This window comes from Mycobacterium sp. SMC-15 (assembly GCF_045310925.1).
Taxonomy (GTDB): Bacteria; Actinomycetota; Actinomycetes; order Mycobacteriales; family Mycobacteriaceae; genus Mycobacterium.
The window spans coordinates 32,323-50,616 of record NZ_JBJIAJ010000010.1 but is presented as its reverse complement, the minus strand read 5'-3'; the positions used below and the strand labels follow the sequence as shown (position 1 = coordinate 50,616).

Below are 18,294 nucleotides of genomic sequence, written 5' to 3'. Positions count from 1 at the left end.
CGGCGACACCGCGCCGACGGCAACTCACAGGTGCGCGTCGATCCAGCCCACCACGTCGTCGAGCACCTGCGCGCGCTCTGGTTCGTTGAATACCTCGTGGTAGAGCCCCGGGTACACGGTCAGCTGCACGTCGTCCGAACCGACGCACTGCACCAGCCGCGTGCTGCCCTCGGCGGGCACGAGACCGTCTTCGGCCCCATGTACCACCAGCAGCGGCACCGTCAGTGCCTGCGCCCGCGTCGGCATGGTCTCGCCGACCTTGATCAGCGCCCGTGCGACACCGGCCGGTACCCGACCGTGGTGCACGAGGGGATCCTCGTTGTAGGCGACCACCACTGCCGGGTCACGCGAGACCAGGGCGCTGTCGAGCTTCTCCACCGGCAGGCTCGGCGCAATGGCCCCGACCGCCTTGGCGACGAACGCCAAGCCTGGCGACACCGTGTCGGTCATGGCCACCGCGGGCCCGGACAGCACCATCAGCTGGTAGTCGTCGGGGCGGTCGACGCCGTAGCTGAACACGATCGCCCCGCCCATGCTGTGCCCGAGCACCACGCGTGGCAGTCCTGGGTGCTCGCGGGCAGCGATAGACGCCAGTGTGTGGAAGTCACCGGTGTATTCCGCGATGTCGCGGCACAGCACTCGCTTGCCGCCCGAGCGCCCGTGTCCGCGGTGGTCCAGCGCATAAGTCACCAACCCCGCCGCAGCGAACCGCTGCGCGACGTGGTCGTAGCGACGGGCATGCTCGCCGAAACCGTGGGACAGCACCACCACGGCACGCGGCGGCACGTCCGGCGTCCAGGTGTCGTAGACGATCGGTACCGCCCGCACTCCATCGAAGGTTCGCTCGGTGCGGGTCACAGCCATCAGGGCAGCGTAACGGGCAAAGCGCCCGCCCAGGTAACCTCGCCAGCCATGGGACGAGTCGAGGGCAAAGTTGCGCTGATCAGCGGCGGCGCGCGGGGAATGGGCGCGGCACACGCCCGGGCGCTGGCCGCCGAGGGCGCCAAGATCGTGATCGCGGACGTCCTGGAGGACGAGGGCAGCAAACTCGCCGATGAGCTGGGGGCCGACACCGCCCGGTTCGTCCGCCTCGACGTCACCCAGGCCGAGCAGTGGCAGGCAGCCGCCCAGACCGCGGTCGATGCTTTCGGCAGCCTCAACGTCGTGGTCAACAACGCCGGGATCGCCAAATACAACACCCTGGAGAACTTCGACGCCGCCGCCTGGCAGCAGGTTCTCGACGTCAACCTGACCGGAACCATGCTGGGCATGCACGCCGCTGTCGCGCCGATGAAGGCCGCCGGCGGCGGCTCCATCATCAACATCTCCTCGGTAGAAGGCATGCGTGGCACCGCTGGCCTCTACGGCTATGTTGCGTCGAAGTGGGGGGTGCGCGGGCTGGCCAAGGCCGCCGCCGTCGAGCTGGCGCCGCACAACATCCGGATCAACAGTGTGTTGCCCGGGCTGATCCGCACCCGGATGACGATCGCGATCCCCGATGACTCGCTGCAGATTCCGCTGGGCCGGGGCGCCAAGTCGGCGGAGGTGTCCACCGCGGTGGTTTTCCTGGCCTCCGACGAGTCCTCCTACATGACCGGGGCCGACATCGTGATCGACGGGGGCCTGTCGGTGGGTATCCCCCACAAGACTGGATAGGACAGCATTCTCCCAGCTAAGAGCACCCGTCGGGGCAACTTCTGAAACGTGTTCTATGATGGCCGGTCATGAAGACCAAGGGCGCATTGTTGTGGGAGCTGAACTCGCCGTGGCGGGTCGACGAGATCGAGCTGGGCGACCCCGTTGAAGGCGAAGTCCAGGTCCGGATGCACGCCGCGGGGATGTGCCACTCCGACTACCACCTGACCACCGGAGCCACCCCGATGGCCCTGCCGGCGCTGGGCGGGCACGAGGGCGCCGGCGTCATCACCAAGGTCGGCAAGGGCGTCACCGGCCTGGAAGAGGGCGACCACGTCGTCATGGCCTTCATCCCGGCCTGCGGCAACTGTCCGCCCTGTATGAAGGGTTTCCGCTCGCTGTGTGACCGCGGGGCGGTACTGCTGGGCGGCAAGGCCATCGCCGACGGCACCAACCGGATCCACGCCGGCAGCCACGAGGTCTCGGCGATGAACCTGCTCGGCACCTTCTCGCCCTACATGACCGTGCACCAGGACTCCGTGGTCAAGATCGACAAGGACGTGCCGTTCGAGACCGCGGCCATCATGGGCTGCGCGGTGCCGACCGGTTTCGGTTCGGCCACCAACGTCGCCGAGGTCAAGCCCGGCGAGACCGTGATCATCATCGGTGTGGGCGGTATCGGCATGAGCGCCCTGCAGGGCGCGGTGCTCTCCGGTGCTCGCCGCGTCATCGCGATCGACCCGGTGCCCTTCAAGCGCGACCAGGCCGTCAAGTTCGGCGCCACCCACGTCTACCCGTCGATGGCCGAGGCGATCATGCCGGTCATGGAGGAGACCTGGGGCCTGATGGCCGACAAGGTGATCATCGCCGTCGGCGACATGAAGGGCGAGTACATCGAAGAGGCGCTCATCCTGACCGCCAAGACCGGCACCTGCGTGGTCACCGGGATGGGCTCGATGGTCGACGCCGATGTCAAGCTGAACCTGTTCTTGTTCACCATGTTGCAGAAGACGTTGAAGGGCAACATCTTCGGCGGCGGCAGCTCGCACATCGAGACGCCCAAGCTGGTGGGTCTGTACAAGTCTGGGCTGCTCAAGATCGACGAGATGATCACCACGACTTACAAGCTCGAGGACATCAACACCGGCTACCAGGACATGGTCGACGGCAAGAACATCCGCGGCGTGATCACCTACGACGAGTCGGACTGGTAGGCGGTTACTTCGCCTCCCGCGGCAGCCGGCAACCGGTGTAACCGGAGACCACCAGGTTGCCGCGGTAGCCGACCTTGATGAAAAGGCCGGTGGGACCGTAGAAGCCGACGTCGTGATTGCCCGGCTGGTTCTGCATCACCTGCACCTCGGTGGCCTCCAGCTTGGCGGCCGCCTCCTTGGCGGTCCGTTCAAGCTGGGCCCAGGCCTGCTCTGACACCGCGACATCGCGGGCAACCGCGTCCGGTAGGAAGTAACGCTTACCGTCGGTTTGCTCGTATGGCCGCTCGCAATTTCCGCCGTCGCCCTCGTCCAGGGTCTCCCAGACGATCGACGGGATGAGTTGTTTTGCGGCGGCCGTTATCTCATTCATCGTGGCGGCTACCTGAGTTTGAGTGTCCTCAAACGACGGCAACGACTTGAGCACGGCCAGGGCCTCGGCGGCGACGCTGGGCGGAGTGGGTTCATACGGTTGCGTCATGTGACATCCTGCGGTGAGTGCGGCGATGGCCAAGACAGCGAGCAGGCATCGTCGCGGCTGGGGTGGGGACACTCGGTGAAACATCAATTTCCTTGAACCGCCTTGTCGCCCAGGCCCGCGAGGACGGCGGCGATGTTGTAGTTGGTCGTTCGAAGGCCTCCACCGTCGGGGAAGCGGGGGTAGTCACTGTGTCCGTGAGCCTCTTGCAGGGTGATGGTGCCACCGTGGCCGTCGGGCACTGTCGCGGCACCGGTTTCCAAGCGGGTGAATTCGGGGTTGGTGGCCGGGTTGGGCCCGAAATCGCCGAGCTCGTTGTTGAGGTAGGTGCCGAGGATCGGAATGCCCTGGCCGACCGCTCTGGCGTCGTAGACCCATTGGATCTTGTCGTCGGGGGCTTCCATGGCGAACACCTGACCGGGCTGCAGGTGCAGGTCCCCCGGCGTGGACGCCTCGATGCCAGGAGACCCGTAGAACAGCGCCCGCGACACGCCGTGATCGCCGGGCTCCTGCAGGGCCAGTCCGGTGGTCAGCGATCCGTAGGAGTGCCCGATCGCGGTCAGGTCGGCGGGGCCGCCCAGGTGCGAGGCCTGGATCCCGTCGTAGAAGCGAGCCAGATCGTGCGCGCCGGAGCGGGCGAGGTCGTCGTGCGTGACTCCCCAGATTCCGGCCAGCGATGCGGTCTTGTCGTCGAAGCCGGGAACCTGCGGGGGGTCGTACCCGATCCAGGCGATCGTCGAGACGGTATCGCTCTCGTGTCCCGGCTCGAACCGCAATTGCCGCAGTGCTTCCCGCCTGACGTTGGTGGCCTCTTCCGCCATGCTTTCGATGCCCCCGTGCACCGTGGTGTTGAGCCCAGGGGTGGTGACCGACACGTGGGTCGCCTTGTCTGGATCCCCGACCGCGATGGCCGCGCGGGCCTGCGTTCCGCTCTGAGTGTCCAGCAGCATCAGTTTGCGATCCGGACTGGCCCGCAGCACCGAGTCGACAGCCCGCAGGTCGGGTAGATACTTGGACGCCTCCCTTGCCGCGTCGTACTGACGCTGCCAATTCTCGTAGGCAACACGGTCATCAAAAATCGCCCCCGGCTCATTGGGACGCGGAATGTTGTTGCCGGCAGCCCAGTCCGGATGCTGGTTCTTCAATGCGTCGGCCTGCGCTGCGGCGCCCTGTGCCCGGCTGAGTTCGTCGGCCAGGTGCAGCTTGTTGTAGTGGTCGTAACCCAAGTGATCCGGCGGATCGCTGGGCATGCCCGGATGATTGCCGATGTTGTGGTCGGCGTTGTAGAGCCAGTCCTTCTGTCCAGGAGTCAGGCTGTTCCAGTAGTCGTTGAACTGCTTGGGATCGTCGGGCACGGGTCCCGGGGGCGGCGCCGGCGCGTCCGCGTCGAACTTGCGCACCGTCACGTCAGGGTCGTAGCCGTCCCGTACCCGCAGATTCGTCAGGGCCTGTTGCAGGGTCTTGGAGTAGCCGTTGCGGATGACCGTGGCGTTGTGCAGCGCGGTCGCGGTGTCGTCCTCGGCCAGCTGGCGGCACTGCGCGATGTCCGCGTCGTGGTCGTAGCCCTGGTTCTCCTGCTCCAGGTACACCCCGATACGGGCGTCGAGGACGATCAGGTTAGCGTTGAGCGCGGTGATGTTGGCCAGCGAGGCGGCGCGGGCCTGCGCCAAAGCCGCGGCGATGGTCTCCAGGTCCGCGGCGATCTGGCCGAGCTGCTGATTGGTGGCGTGCAGGCCGTCCTTGACCCGCTGCACCTCGGCGCTGTTGTTGATCGGTTGCTCGCCGTTCTCCCTGTTGTACTGCTCGAAGTGCTGCTGGGCGGTGACAAACGTTTCCTCGGCCGTTGTCGCCGAGCCGGCGGCGGAGTGGAATGCCTGGGCCAGGAAGTTGATCTGGGTGGGGCTGCCGGCCTGCAGACTGTCATCGACCGCCCACGGATCACCGCCGGCGTGGGAAATGAGCTCGGCGATCTGCAGATGCTGCAGCGTTGGACGGCTCACGCGACGATACCGGCGTCATAGCGCGCGCCGGTTTCGACGGACATCGCCTGCTACCTCCGTATCGCCTCGGCGGTTGCAGTGAGACTACCGGCACCGGCCGGATTGCGCGCTAACCTTGGAAGTCATGACCAGCCTGCTTGATGTACGACGGGCTGATGACCGCGCGACCACCCATGCGCCGTGGCTGAACTCGCGGCATTCGTTCTCGTTCAACGATTACTACGACCCGGATAACACCCATCACGGGCTGCTGCTGGTCAACAACGATGACGTCGTCGCGCCGGGTGCTGGCTTTGACACCCACCCGCACCGCGACGCGGAGATCGTCACCTGGGTGCTGTCCGGCGCGTTGAGCCACCACGATTCGATCGGCAACGCAGGCGTCATTCATCCTGGCCTGGCGCAACGGATGTCGGCAGGCACCGGCATTCTGCATTCGGAGAAGAACGAATCCGCCAGCGAGCCGGTGCATTTCATCCAGATGTGGATCATGCCGGATACAGCGGGGCGCACGCCGGGCTATCAGCAGCACGACATCGGCGAGGCACTGGCGGGCGGTGGGCTCATCACCGTCGCCTCGGGCAGTGCCCCCGACGCCGCGATCAGCATCGGCAATGCGGGTGCCACGCTGTACGTGGCGCGGCTGCAGCCCGGAGACCAGGTCGGGCTACCCGATGCGCCGTATACCCATCTGTTCGTCGCGGCCGGCCACGTCGATCTGGAGGACGCCGGTGCGCTACACACCGGTGACGCGGTCCGCTGCACCGGCGGCGGCGGTCAACGCCTTACCGCATCCGCACAGTCGGAGATCCTCATCTGGGAGATGCACAGCCGTCTCGGCGGCTGATCGCTGGCCATAACCAATCCGCCACCGACGCAGCACAATCCGGTCACGCAGGTTGTCTCTGCGGTTTCGGTGGCTACCGTAGGAATTTGGTGTCTCCCCCAGTCCGGAGCCGAAGGGATGAACAGTGTCGACTCCAGTGGCTTTCGCGCGCCGACTGGCGGCCGGCTGCGCCGCGGTGCTGCTCTGCGCAACCCTGGCGATCGGCCCGGGCCAGCCGACCGCGCGTGCCGCCGCCCAAGACCAGTTGGCCGCCGCGATCGCCCGGACCCCGGGCTCCTACCTGGTGTACAACTTCGGCAGCGGGCATCCCACACCGATGCTCAACGCCGCTGGCGACTGGTATGAGATGTCCGGCGGCGGGCATCTGGTAGTCCTCAAGTCGGCCTCGCAACGCATCGAGCCGCACCTGCTGGTCGACAGCCATAGCGGCGCTCAGAGCCGCTGCGAGCGCGATCCGCGGGCCCGCACCAGCGAGGGCCTGATGCAGGCCTCCGAGCTCTACACCCCGCTGCAAGCCTGGCAGGTGCTGGGCCGGCCGATGGTGGCGATCAACGCCAACTTCTTCGACATCCGCGGCCAGCGGGGCGGATCCTGGCGAACCACCAAGTGCAGTTCCCCACTGGGCGCCTACGTCGACAACACCCGCGGCAAGGGCCGGGCCAACGTCGCAGTCACCGGCACCGTCCCCTACGCCGGCAAGCAAGGACTGTCCGGCGGCAACGAGCACTGGTCGACGCTGACCACGATGATCCTGCCGACTCGCGGCGCACCATATGTGTTGTGGCCGCGCGGCGGTCGCGACGGTGGGGACTACGACTCGGCCGGTCCGACGGTCACCGGCCTGGTGGAACGCGGGGACCGGTTCGTCGCGGTGAGCGGACTGGGATTGCTGGCCCCGGGCGTCACCGGGCAACTGAACGACGGCGGGCCGAGCGCGGCACGCACCGCCGTGGGCTATTCACGAGCCAAGGACGAGCTGTATATCTTCCAGGGCGGCCACTACACACCCGACAACATGCAGGATCTGTTCCGCGGCCTGGGCAGCGACCACGCCATCCTGCTCGACGGCGGTTCTTCGTCGGCGGTCGTACTGCGCCGCGACTCCGGCGGCATGTGGACCGGCGCCGGAGTGCCACGCGGATCCTGCGACACCGCACAGGTGCTGTGCGACGCGCACGAACGCGGGCTGCCCAGCTGGCTCGGATTCAATTGATCAGCGGCGGGCCACCGCCACCGCTTAGGGCATCTCAACCTTGGCGGCCAGCCAACGGCCCTTCACCTTCTCCATGGTGATCACGATGCGGCTGCGGTCGATCTGCGCCTGGGGGGCGGTTTTGTTGCTCACCGCCTGATCGACGAACAGCAGCACCTCGACCTTGTTCTTGGTGGCGGATTTGACCGCCGAGTCGATGACGGTGCCATGCGCGGACGCTTTGTTGTCGATCAGCAATTGGCGCAGCTGTTCACTGGATGCGCTGTAGACGTCCTTGAACTCCCCGGTGGCACCGTCGAGGATTTCGGCGAAGTTCTTGTCGATCGCGGTGGGGTCCACACTGGTGAGCACCAGGGTGTACTTCTGGGCCGCCTCGAGTGCCTCTTCGGCGGCAACCGTGCGCTGGTGGTGAGCGAACAGCAGCCAGCCCTCGTAGGTCGCCCCGATCAGGCCCAGCGCCAAGACCGCCGCGGCGATCCGCCGCCGGTTCGGTGTCAGGCCGCGTTCCTTGGACTCGTCGGCTCCCTCAGCGGTCTCGTCCGCGGCATCGTCGGCGGCGGCAGTCTCGGCGGATTCGGCAGCCTCGGTTACCTCGGTGTCGACGGCCTCGACCGCCGGTTCGACGTGGTCGGCCGCTTGCTCGTCCTCACGGTCCGACACCTGAACTACCTCTCGTGGTCCGCCTGCTGGGGGCCGTCCGGCCGCAACGCCCCCCGAACCTACCCCAACCCGCTCCGGCGGGTTCTCGCCTGATGGCGGCGACCTGCAGCGCCCGGCGGCGCCGCGCTTGCGATCGCCGCTTAGGTGCAGGCCCGGGAATTCCGCAAGGCGTTGGCCCATCCGATCGCGGAGTCGATGTGGGGGCGCGCGAAGCCGGCCGGCTGTTTCTTGCGCATGCTGTCGGCGATGCGGGACAGCTGAAACAGCACGCCGGTCAGCTGTTCTCCGCCGTAGATCGGCGAGTAGGGGCCGAAGTTGTCCGGCGTGTTGCGGATGGTCAGCGGCTGAAGTCGTGGCCCCAAGAAGCCGGTCGACCGGTCGATGTCGGCCACCACCGCATCCGCCTGCGACTGAACGCTGGCGTAGACGTCGCGGTGGTCGGCAAGATTGCCGTTGAAGGCGTTGATCTGTCCCATCAGCGGGTCGAACTGCGTGTTGAACCACTGGCACGAATCCGACATGCCGCCGATCATCTCGGGAGTCACCTGATAGGTGAAGGTGCTGTACGGCCAGATGTCCATCCGCGGAGACCAGTCGCTGGGCGCGGGGGTGAACCCTGGAGGCGCCGGCGGTTGGTCCGGATCGGCGACGGCGGACCCCGGTGCCACCACTGCGGCGACTGCCATCGCACACGCGACTGTGGCAGCGATCTGGGTCCACCCTGCCCGCTTCGGCACCGTCCCGATCTCCTTCCACGTGTCGCGCTTGTCCCGGTCGAGTATCGCCATCGACGCCCGCACGAGGATGCCAAAACCACGAAAACGCGTGCTACTGGCCGGTAACCCCGCCATAACCGGAGTCATGTTGCCTGAAGCGCCCTTGCCGGGGCATTGTGTCCGACATCATGTCCGGATGAAAGGTCGCGGCGAGACCCCATGAGCTCCTCCCCATTGGTAGCCATGCGTATCCTTTCTATCTACCCACCAGTTGGTCCGAGAAGTTCCGAACCCTACCGCGGAGTAAGAACGCTGACTATGGTGGCCGCCATGGATCATCTGCCGTACACGCGCTCGGCAACCACAGGTGATCTCACGACCACGATCGGCGACAAATGACCACCCAGGACGACCGCGACCTCGCAGCCGAGGCGCCGCTCGACGGTGTGGCAGCAATCCAGGACTGGACCGCCGGGTATGTCAACCGCCACCCACTGGCCTCGCTGACCACCGTCGGCGAGCAGTGCGTACTGGCGGTGCGCACCGTGCAGTACTTCTTCTCCGACCTGTTCGGCGGCCGATTCCAATGGGGCGAGTTCGTCCGGCAGAGCGCCTTCATGGCCAACACCGCTGTGCTGCCGACGGTTTTGGTCGCATTGCCGATCGGGGTCACGCTCTCCATTCAGTTCGCGCTGTTGGCCAACCAGGTCGGCGCCACTTCGCTGGCCGGCGCGGCCGCCGGGCTGGCCGTCATCCGGCAGGCCGCATCCTTGGTGGCGGCCATGCTGATGGCCGCCGCGGTCGGGTCGGCCATCACCGCCGACCTGGGTTCGCGAACCATGCGCGAGGAGACCGACGCCATGGAGGTGATGGGCGTCTCGGTGATCCGTCGGCTGGTGGTCCCCCGCTTCGCCGCGGCCATCATGATCGGCGTAGCGCTGACCGGAATCACCTGCTTCGTAGGCTTTTTGGCCAGCTACCTGTTCAACGTGTATTTCCAGAAGGGCGCGCCAGGCAGCTTCGTGGCCACGTTCTCCTCGTTCGCCACCACCGGCGACATGATCGTCGCGCTGATCAAGGCCGTGGTCTACGGCGCGATCGTCGCGGTGGTGTCCTGCCAGAAAGGACTGTCCACCCGCGGCGGTCCGGCCGGCGTCGCCAACTCGGTGAACGCTTCGGTGGTCGAGTCGATCCTGGTTCTGATGATCGTCAATGTCGGCATCAGCGAGCTCTACAACGTGCTCTACCCACGGACGGGGCTGTGAGATGACCGCGTCGTCCTATGTCCCGGCATTCGCGCGCCCGCTGCTGCGCGCCTACCGGATGGCGTCCGAGCCGACCATCCGCTTGGGACACATGCTGGTGTTCTTCGGCCGCGCCGCGGCCGGTGTTCCGACCGTGCTACGTCACTACCGCAAGGAGTTTCTGCGGTTGCTCTCCGACATCGCCTGGGGCAACGGCTCCATCGTGGTGGGTGGCGGCACCGCTGGGGTGGCGATCGTCCTGGGCTTCACCGCCGGTGCGCTGGTGGCGATCGAGGGCTACAACTTTCTGAATCTGCTGGGGCTGGGGCCCGCGACCGGCATCATCTCCTCACTGGTCAACACCCGCGAGCTGGCACCGATCATGGCCTCGATGGCGTTCGCGATGCAGGCCGGTTGCCGCTTCACCGCGCAGCTCGGCGCCATGCGAATCGCCGAGGAGATCGACGCCCTCGATTCGATCGCGATCCGGCCCATTCCGTTCCTGGTCACCACCCGACTGCTGGCCGCGACCATCGCGGTGATCCCGCTCTACGTGGCCTGTCTGGCGATCACCTACCTGACCTGCCAGCTGGTCACCGGCATCATCGGCGGCGGCTCCATCGGCCCTTACATGCACTACTTCACAATGATGTTGAGCGGCAAGGACATCGTCTACTCCGTGCTCAAGTGCGTGGTGTTCGTGTGGCTGGCCTCCACCGTGCAGTGCTACTACGGCTTCTACGCCTCCGGCGGACCCGAAGGGGTCGGGGTGGCCGCGGGCCGCGCCATGCGCGCCAGCATCACGATCGTGATCATGGTCAACATGCTGCTGACGATGGCGCTGTGGAGCATCGACGCCGGCGCAAGGTTCGGTGGCTGACATGACCAATTCGCTGGACACCGACGGCCGCGGCCCCTCCGAACACCAACTGCTGGGCGCGGGGATCGCGGTCCTGCTGGTGATCGCGCTGACCACCGGCGGCCTGTTGGCCAAGTCCACCGGCATGCTCAACTCCTACGTGCGGGTGGTGGCCGACCTGATCAACGTCGGCGACGGGCTGCCGGCCCAGTCCGACGTCAAGTACCACGGGCTGTTGGTCGGCAGCGTCACCGACGTGATCCCGGCCGCTTACGGCAAACCCAACTACGTACACATCAACCTCAAACCCGATTACGCCAAAGACATTCCGAGTTCGGTGACCGCCCGAGTGGTGCCGTCCAACGTCTTCGCGGTTTCGTCCATTCAGCTGGTCGATTCCGGCAACGGCGGGCCCACTATCCGCAACGGCAGCCACATCGCCGAGAACGGTGAACTGTCGACGGTGATCTTCCAGACCACCGTGTCCAAACTGCGCGACATCCTCGCGGCCACCGGCCGCGGGCGCGAAGACCACAGTCTGGGCATCCTGGCTGCCGTCGGCGCGGCCACCGACAACCGCCGCGTCAAGTTGCTCAACACGGCAGGGCAGATGTCTCGCCTGCTTGATCAGCTCAACAGCATCGTCGCCACCGAGCCCGGGCCGTCGACCGTCTCGGCCCTGCTCGACGCCACCCATGGCCTGCAGTCCACCGCTCCCGACCTCGTCGACGCGCTGCACCAGGCCGTCGAACCGATGCGCGCGTTCGCCCAGAAGCGGGCCGAGTTGGCCTCGTTGGTCTCCGGCGGCCACCACACCGTGGGTGTGGCCCGGGAAGCCCTCGACAATCACATCGACCAGCTGATCCAGATCACCCACGACCTCACGCCCGTCATCGGCGTACTGGCCAACAACGCCGACAAGTACGTCCCGATCTTCACCAGGGTCAACCGGCTCTCCGACAAGTTCTTCGACCAGCTCTACGACCCCAAGTTGATCACCCGGAACATGCGGGCCAACCTGTCTTTCACCCCGCTGCACACCTACACCCGGGCGGACTGCCCGCAGTACGGCGACGTGAAGGGACCGAGCTGCTACACCGCGCCGATGATCTCGGTACGGCCCGAACTGCCCGAGACACTGCTGCCGCAGAACTACCACTTCCCGGCAGGCCTCGAGCCGCCGGCAGGCACCGAGATCGGCCCGGATGGGAACCTCCGTGCCGTCGGACCGCCCCTGGTCAACCCGAATCGCAGCCTGGAGGACACCAACCCGCCGCTGCCCTGGTGGACCGGGCCCTTCCCGCGGGTTCCCAGCAACGCCGACCCGCTTGACCCTGCTCCCCCGCCCCCGCCGAGCCCGCCGATCCCGGCCCAACCCCACGCACCGGAGTGGCAGCCGGCGGCGCCGGCGTCCTTCGGCGGCAACGTCGGACCGGTCGGCAGTCAGGCCGAGCGCAATCAGCTCGGTCTGATCACCGGGCAACGCGAGCCGGCATCGGTGGCCACGCAGTTGCTGCTCGGCCCGGTCGCGCGGGGCAACGCCGTCTCTTGGGCCCCAGCCGGCCCCGCCAGCACGGGAGGCCACAAGTGACATTCCGCGGACCGCTGATCGGCCTCTCCATCTTCATGGTCGTTTCGACGGTGCTGACCTGGCTGGTCTATGCCACGCTGCGCCGCGATGTGGCCGGATCCACGACCCCGTACGCAGCCATGTTCACCGACGTATACGGACTGCGCGAGGGCGACGATGTCCGGATGGCCGGGGTGCGGGTGGGCCGGGTGGAGAAGGTCGCCCTGGACGGGAAGCTGGCGAAAGTCTCGTTCATCGTCCAGAACGATCAGAAGCTGTACGGCAACACCGTCGCCTCGGTGACGTACCAGAACATCATCGGCCAGCGTTATCTCGGGCTGTCGCTGGGCACACTCGGTACCAGTGAAGAGCTGCCCCGCGGCAGCGTGATCAGTGTGGAGCAGACCGATCCGTCCTTCGACGTCGGCGCCCTGCTCAACGGCTTCAAACCGTTGATGTCGCTGCTGGACCCCAAGCAGGCCGACGATCTGACCCGGGGTGTGCTGGAGTCGCTGTCGGGCGACCAGGCCTCGATCACCGCGCTGGTGGATCAGTCGTCAACGCTGACCGCGACGCTGGCCGGGCGCGACGAGGTGCTGGGAGACCTCATCACCAGCCTGAACAGGCTTACCGGCACCATCGCCGGACAGAACGATCAGTTGGACCACGCCCTGACCCAGGCCCGCCGAGCGGTCACCGATCTGGACTCGCGCCGCCCGGCGTTGCAGTCCTCGGTCGGTTCCTTGGCGCAGACGACTCGGCAGCTCGCACGGATCGCCGACGAAGTCTTCCCCTCCTTGGAAGAGATGATCAACCGGGAGCCGGGTTTCACCAAGCACATGGCCGGGATCGAGCCGCAGTTGGCGTTCACCGGTGCCAACCTGCCGCTGATGCTCAAGGGCCTGGGCCGGGCATTCGGGGACGGCGCCTACGGCAACGCCTACCTCTGCGACCTGAACGCCACGGGATTCTTCCCCGGCTTCAACGACGTCACCACGATCATCGTCAACGCAGCCACCCCCGGCAATGCTCGCCCGATAACCCGGGAGAACCTGGCATGGCACTCGCCCCGATGCAGGAACACAGTCGATGGATAGCGCCATGACCGCACGGGCCAAGAAGTTCTTCCGCGAGTGGCGCAACCGACCGCTGGAGTCCTACAACACCACGTGGCTGGGGTTCGGGGCACTGGCCATGGTGGGGGTCGTGGTAGCCGGGGCACTGTTCGTCAAGGTGATCGGCTTCGGCTATTCCCGCTACACCGCCGAGTTCGCCCAGGCGGCCGCGCTGGCCCCCGGCAACCCGATCATGGTCGCCGGCATCGAGGTGGGCCGGGTCACGAGCATGCGACTCGCCGGGGATCACGTGGTGGCCGGGCTGACCGTGCGCAACGACGTCCCACTGGGTAAGGACACCCGGGCCAAGATCCAGGTGATGACGATCCTCGGGTCGCGGTATCTCAAGCTTGAGCCCGACGGCCCCGGCTCGCTGCCCGGCAAACGGATCAATCTCGCCCACACCGAGGTGCCCTACTCGCTGGAGTCCCTGCTGGAGGACGCCACCACCACGTTCGACCAGGTTGACTCCGACCAGTTCGGGCAGTCCCTGGCCGTACTCGGCCAACAACTGAGCGGACTGCCCCCGGTGATTCCGCAAGCGATGGCCAATCTGCATGCGCTGTCCAAGATCACCGCCGATCGACGCGATCAGCTCGGCACCCTGCTCGCCAGCACCCAGCGGGTGGCCAACACGCTGCGCAACCAGCAGACGAATCTGGGCAACCTGGTTGATCAGGGCCAGGACTTCCTCGGGGAATTGGTGGCACGGCAGAACACCTTCCACGCCATGCTGGCCGCGCTGACCAGCCTGGTGGGCCAACTCAACAACGTCGTGGTCACCGACCGGTCGATGCTCGACGACATGCTGGTCAACCTGCGGGCGCTCTCGGACATGCTGGGCCAGCACGACGACCTGCTGCGCAGTCTGATCCAGTCCGCGCCACCAACCCTGCGGGGTATCACCAACGCCACCGGTTACGGCCCGGGCATCGAGTTCTTCGCCGGCAACGGCATTGCGATCGACTCGTGGATGTGCGCCATCAGCGGCCGCGCCAAGCAGTTCGGCATGATCGAGTACTTCAAGGACTGCAAATGAGCGCGACACCGACCACCGCGGCTGACGATCCGATCGAGGAGCCGACGGACGTCGACTCCGCGATGCGCGAGCCCCAGCCGGCAGCTGCCCGAAAGAGCCGTCGCCGCGTCATGGCGCTGGTGACAACGCTGCTCGCCGGTGCACTGATCATCGCGGTCGTGGCCGGCTCGCACCTCAACCCGTTCGGCGGACACATCACCGTCACCGCCCAATTCGACAGCGCCGCAGGGCTGTACGAAGGCAACGTGGTCGCCGTGCTCGGCATGCCGGTGGGCAAGGTCAAGAAGGTCACGCCGAAGGGCGAATACGTTGAGGCTGAGTTCACCGTCGACCGCGGGGTGAAGGTCCCCGCCGACGTGAATGCCGTGACCATCAACACCTCGATCCTCACCGCGCGGCAGATCGAGCTGACCCCGGCGTATTCGGGCGGCCCGGTGTTGGCCGACCGAACCACCATCGGACTGAACCGCACCCGGACACCGGTGGCATTCGATCGCGTGCTGGACATGCTCGACAAGGTGTCCAAATCACTCGGCGGCGACGGCAAAGGCAATGGACCCGTGGCCGATGTGATCAACGCCGGCGCCGACATCGCCGACGGCAACGGCGAGAAGATCAAATCGGCACTGAGCGAGCTGTCCCGGGCATTGCGACTCAGCTCCGACCAGGGTGAGGCGACCGGCGATCAGCTGACCACGATCATCACCAATCTCAGCTCGTTGATGGACGCGGCGGCCCGCAATGATGCGAAGCTGCGTGAATTCGGCTCCACCACACGTCAGTTGAGTCAAATGCTTGCCAACGAGGATTTCGGGACTGGGCGCACGGGCCGCAAGTTCAACGAGATCGTCACCCAGGCGACGTCGCTGCTGCAGGCCAACCGCGACAACCTCAAGCAGAGCATCCTCAACGGCGATACCGCCGTGACCACCCTCGTCGAGAAGCAGCGCGACCTGGCAGAGCTCATCAACGTGTTGCCGCTGACGATGGAGAACCTCTACAACGCCGTCGACACCAACAACGGGGCGGTCCGCCTGCACGCCCTGGTGGACAAGATCCTCGTCGACAGCCAAAGCACCAAGGAACTGTGCAACATGATGCATCTGCGGCAATTGGGCTGCGGCACGGGAACCTTGGCCGACTACGGTCCGGACTTCGGCCTCACCTATGTCCTCGACGGCCTTTCGATGATGGGACAGTAGCCGTGACATCACGATCGAAGCGGACACCGCGGACTGCCCTGGCACTGCTGTGCAGCGCGGTCGTCGCCTCATCAGCGGTGGGCTGCGGCACCAGTGGTCTGGACAGCCTCCCGCTGCCGGCTCCTGGTATCGGCAGTGGTGGATATCTGATCACCGCGGTTTTCGCGAACGCGCTGAACCTGCCTGGGCACGCCAAGGTGAAGCTCTCCGGCGCCGACATCGGCCAGATGGAGTCGATGATCGCGCGCAACTACACCGCGGTCACCACTCTGCGCATCATGGACGGTGTCCGAATCCCGGTGGGCAGCACCGCTGAATTGCGGTCGGCGACTCCGCTCGGCGATGTGTTCGTGGCGATCAAGCCGCCGGTCCCGGTCGACCAGTCGGCGCCGCTGCTGAAGGGCGGCGATGCCATCGGACTGGAGTCCACCACGTCGGCTGCCACCGTGGAATCGGTGCTGAGCTCGGCGGCGCTGCTGGTGAACGGCGGTGCCGTGCAGAACTTCACCAATATCGTCAACGGCGCCGGGAAGGCCACCGGAGACCAGGGCAAGGCGTTCGGAAAGCTGATCAACCAGTCCAACGATCTACTGGCCAAGCTCAACGCCCGCTCCGGTGAGATCGAGACGGCACTGCGCGAGACCAGCCGGCTCGCCGACCAGCTCGATTCCCGCAGCGCCGCACTCACCGACGTGCTCAACGCGGCGGGACCGGCGACCGACACGCTGGTGGACAACACCAGCCAGATCGCCGACCTGGTCGAGCAACTGGGTGCGACCAGCCGACAGCTGGCCCGGTTCCCGTCCATTGCCGGGACCGACGATTCCGGACACAGTTTCATCAAGGACGCCAACATCCTCGCCGGCGCCTGGAATGACGTGGCAACCGATCCCAGCACCAGCCTGGCCGCCCTGAACCGGCTGATGGCCCCGTTCATCAAGATGACGGCCGGTTCGGGTGTCTCGGTGCACGCCAGCGTCGACCGCCTGGTGTGGGGTTCGATGCCCGACGCCGGGTTCAAGGGCGACCCGGCCTTCCACGGCCCGAAGCGCTACGACTGGGCCAAGATGGCCGGATCGATCAAGTACGCGCTGTGGCGGCTGCAAGAGCGGGTGGTGGGTCGCGGCCCGGACACCGACATGGGCCAGGCTCCGTGGACGGCGGTCGGTCCACCGATACCGCCCACACCGGCGGAGGTCGAGATGGAAGATGCCGAACCCGTGCCGCTGATACCGAGGCCGACGCCATGATCGACGCACTCAGTCGCCAGATCGTGGCCCTGGTCCGCGCCGGCTACCGGCGGAAGAACCTGCTGTCGGGGCTCGCGTTGGCGACAACCCTGGTGGTGGCGGTGTCCTATCTGCTGGTGGGCGCACTGCGGGTGAATCCGGCCCGATCCACTTACCAAATCACCATCGCACTGCCCGATTCCGGCGGCCTGCTCACCAATCAGGACGTGTCGGTGCGTGGCGTCCCGGTCGGCCGGATCGAGTCACTGCGCGTCACGCCTAACGGCGTCGACGCGGTCGCCAATATCAATTCGACGGTGAAGATTCCCGCCGCCAGCCCGGTGCGCGTCTCCGGCCTGTCGGCCGCCGGCGAGCAGTACATCGACTTCGAGCCCCCGTCGAGCTCCGGTCCGTTCCTGTCCGCCGGCAGCGTGGTCTCCCGGGATCGCGCGACGACTCCGATTCCGATCTCGCAGTTGCTCGCCGACGCGGACGGCATGCTGGCCCAGACCGATCCGCGCAAACTCGATCTGATCAAGTCCGAACTCAGCCTCTCCGACGAGGGTCCGCGCAAGCTGACCGACATCGTCGATGGCGGGTCGTTCCTGCTGTCCACGCTGGATTCGGTGCTGCCGGAGACAGTGAGCCTGCTGAAGTCGAGCCGGGTCGTGCTGACCATGCTCAGCGACGTCAACAACGGCATGGCCGCAACTTCGAAGAACCTCGACAAGGTGCTCAAGGGCATCAACCCGATGATCGGTGGGTACCACCGACTGGTGGACCAGGCGCCAGGGATGCTGACGCAGGTCGACGGGCTCTTCGACGACAACTCCGACACGATGGTCGGCCTGCTGGGGAATCTGGTCACCCCCGCTCAGCTGCTCTACGTACGGACTCCGGCGCTCAACGCACTGTTCCCCAATTACCGGGGGTCGACGGTGGAGGCGCTCAGCTCGGCCATCCATGAGGATGGGATGTGGGCGACGGTCGATATCTATCCGCGCTACACCTGCGATTACGGCACACCCCGGCGGCCCCCGTCGCAGGCGGACTACCCCGAACCGTTCCTCTATGGCTACTGCCGCGACACCGATCAGTCCGTGCTGGTGCGCGGTGCCCATAACGCGCCGCGTCCGCCGGGCGATGACACCGCGGGCCCGCCACCGGGTGCGGACCTGGCGGCGACCACCGATCCGACACCCAAGGGTCGCTACACCATTCCCACCCCGTACGGCGGTCCGCCACTGTTGATCGAGCCGCCTCGCTGATGCTCAAG

The 18,294-nt window shown here is 66.4% G+C and carries 17 protein-coding genes; 12 read left to right on the top strand and 5 right to left on the bottom strand.

The features are described 5' to 3' along the window. Window positions 1-24: 24 nt before the first annotated feature. Window positions 25-864, bottom strand: coding sequence for an alpha/beta hydrolase (locus ACJH71_RS15575; protein WP_406758897.1), 840 nt, complete (start codon window positions 862-864; stop codon window positions 25-27). Window positions 865-912: 48 nt separating this feature from the next. Between ACJH71_RS15575 and ACJH71_RS15570 the strand changes: the two genes are divergently transcribed. Together ACJH71_RS15570 and ACJH71_RS15565 are read left to right on the top strand one after the other, a co-directional pair. Next, a complete protein-coding gene (locus tag ACJH71_RS15570) occupies window positions 913-1,656 on the top strand; it encodes a glucose 1-dehydrogenase (RefSeq protein WP_406758896.1) in 744 nt (247 codons plus the stop codon). A gap of 68 nt (window positions 1,657-1,724) precedes the next feature. Beyond that, the gene (locus ACJH71_RS15565; RefSeq protein WP_067968924.1) at window positions 1,725-2,849 is read left to right on the top strand and encodes an NDMA-dependent alcohol dehydrogenase; all 1,125 of its coding nucleotides are present in this window, start codon (window positions 1,725-1,727) and stop codon (window positions 2,847-2,849) included. A gap of 4 nt (window positions 2,850-2,853) precedes the next feature. Here the strand turns inward: ACJH71_RS15565 and ACJH71_RS15560 are convergent, their stop codons facing one another. Then, window positions 2,854-3,327 (bottom strand): LppA family lipoprotein, encoded by a 474-nt coding sequence (locus ACJH71_RS15560; RefSeq protein WP_406758895.1) that lies wholly within the window; start codon window positions 3,325-3,327, stop codon window positions 2,854-2,856. 83 nt (window positions 3,328-3,410) lie between these two features. Further along, window positions 3,411-5,324: an alpha/beta hydrolase gene (locus tag ACJH71_RS15555; RefSeq protein WP_406758894.1), complete on the bottom strand. Its 1,914-nt coding sequence runs from the start codon at window positions 5,322-5,324 to the stop codon at window positions 3,411-3,413. Window positions 5,325-5,448: 124 nt separating this feature from the next. Here ACJH71_RS15555 and ACJH71_RS15550 point away from each other — a divergent pair, with 124 nt between their 5' ends. Both ACJH71_RS15550 and ACJH71_RS15545 read left to right on the top strand, forming a co-directional pair. Further along, the gene (locus tag ACJH71_RS15550) at window positions 5,449-6,171 is read left to right on the top strand and encodes a pirin family protein (protein ID WP_406758893.1); all 723 of its coding nucleotides are present in this window, start codon (window positions 5,449-5,451) and stop codon (window positions 6,169-6,171) included. 124 nt (window positions 6,172-6,295) lie between these two features. Continuing rightward, on the top strand, window positions 6,296-7,384 hold the full coding sequence (locus ACJH71_RS15545) for a phosphodiester glycosidase family protein (protein WP_406758892.1): 1,089 nt from the start codon (window positions 6,296-6,298) through the stop codon (window positions 7,382-7,384). 24 nt (window positions 7,385-7,408) lie between these two features. On the opposite strand, the gene ACJH71_RS15540 is transcribed toward ACJH71_RS15545, so the two are convergent. Both ACJH71_RS15540 and ACJH71_RS15535 read right to left on the bottom strand, forming a co-directional pair. After that, window positions 7,409-8,044: an Mce protein gene (locus ACJH71_RS15540; RefSeq protein ID WP_406758891.1), complete on the bottom strand. Its 636-nt coding sequence runs from the start codon at window positions 8,042-8,044 to the stop codon at window positions 7,409-7,411. Between the two features lie 140 nt (window positions 8,045-8,184). Further along, window positions 8,185-8,730, bottom strand: a complete 546-nt coding sequence (locus tag ACJH71_RS15535) for a hypothetical protein (protein WP_406759024.1) — start codon at window positions 8,728-8,730, stop codon at window positions 8,185-8,187. 425 nt (window positions 8,731-9,155) lie between these two features. Here ACJH71_RS15535 and ACJH71_RS15530 point away from each other — a divergent pair, with 425 nt between their 5' ends. The 8 genes from ACJH71_RS15530 (at window position 9,156) to ACJH71_RS15495 (ending at window position 18,286) form a co-directional block, all read left to right on the top strand. Next, window positions 9,156-10,025, top strand: coding sequence for an MlaE family ABC transporter permease (locus ACJH71_RS15530; RefSeq protein ID WP_406758890.1), 870 nt, complete (start codon window positions 9,156-9,158; stop codon window positions 10,023-10,025). A 1-nt stretch (window position 10,026) separates the two neighbouring features. Then, entirely contained in the window at window positions 10,027-10,884 is an 858-nt protein-coding gene (locus ACJH71_RS15525) for an ABC transporter permease (RefSeq protein WP_406758889.1), read from the top strand. A gap of 1 nt (window position 10,885) precedes the next feature. After that, window positions 10,886-12,454 (top strand): MlaD family protein, encoded by a 1,569-nt coding sequence (locus ACJH71_RS15520; RefSeq protein ID WP_406758888.1) that lies wholly within the window; start codon window positions 10,886-10,888, stop codon window positions 12,452-12,454. After that, a complete protein-coding gene (locus ACJH71_RS15515; protein WP_406758887.1) occupies window positions 12,451-13,530 on the top strand; it encodes an MCE family protein in 1,080 nt (359 codons plus the stop codon). The genes ACJH71_RS15520 and ACJH71_RS15515 overlap by 4 nt, the downstream gene beginning before the upstream one ends. Window positions 13,531-13,534: 4 nt before the next feature. Then, on the top strand, window positions 13,535-14,587 hold the full coding sequence (locus tag ACJH71_RS15510; protein WP_406758886.1) for an MCE family protein: 1,053 nt from the start codon (window positions 13,535-13,537) through the stop codon (window positions 14,585-14,587). Between the two features lie 62 nt (window positions 14,588-14,649). Next, window positions 14,650-15,789, top strand: coding sequence for an MCE family protein (locus ACJH71_RS15505; protein WP_406759023.1), 1,140 nt, complete (start codon window positions 14,650-14,652; stop codon window positions 15,787-15,789). A gap of 2 nt (window positions 15,790-15,791) precedes the next feature. Then, window positions 15,792-17,039 carry an MCE family protein gene (locus ACJH71_RS15500; RefSeq protein ID WP_406758885.1) on the top strand — a complete coding sequence of 416 codons (1,248 nt, stop codon included), beginning with the start codon at window positions 15,792-15,794 and terminating at the stop codon, window positions 17,037-17,039. After that, the gene (locus ACJH71_RS15495) at window positions 17,036-18,286 is read left to right on the top strand and encodes an MlaD family protein (protein ID WP_406758884.1); all 1,251 of its coding nucleotides are present in this window, start codon (window positions 17,036-17,038) and stop codon (window positions 18,284-18,286) included. The genes ACJH71_RS15500 and ACJH71_RS15495 overlap by 4 nt, the downstream gene beginning before the upstream one ends. The last annotated feature ends 8 nt before the right edge of the window (window positions 18,287-18,294 follow it).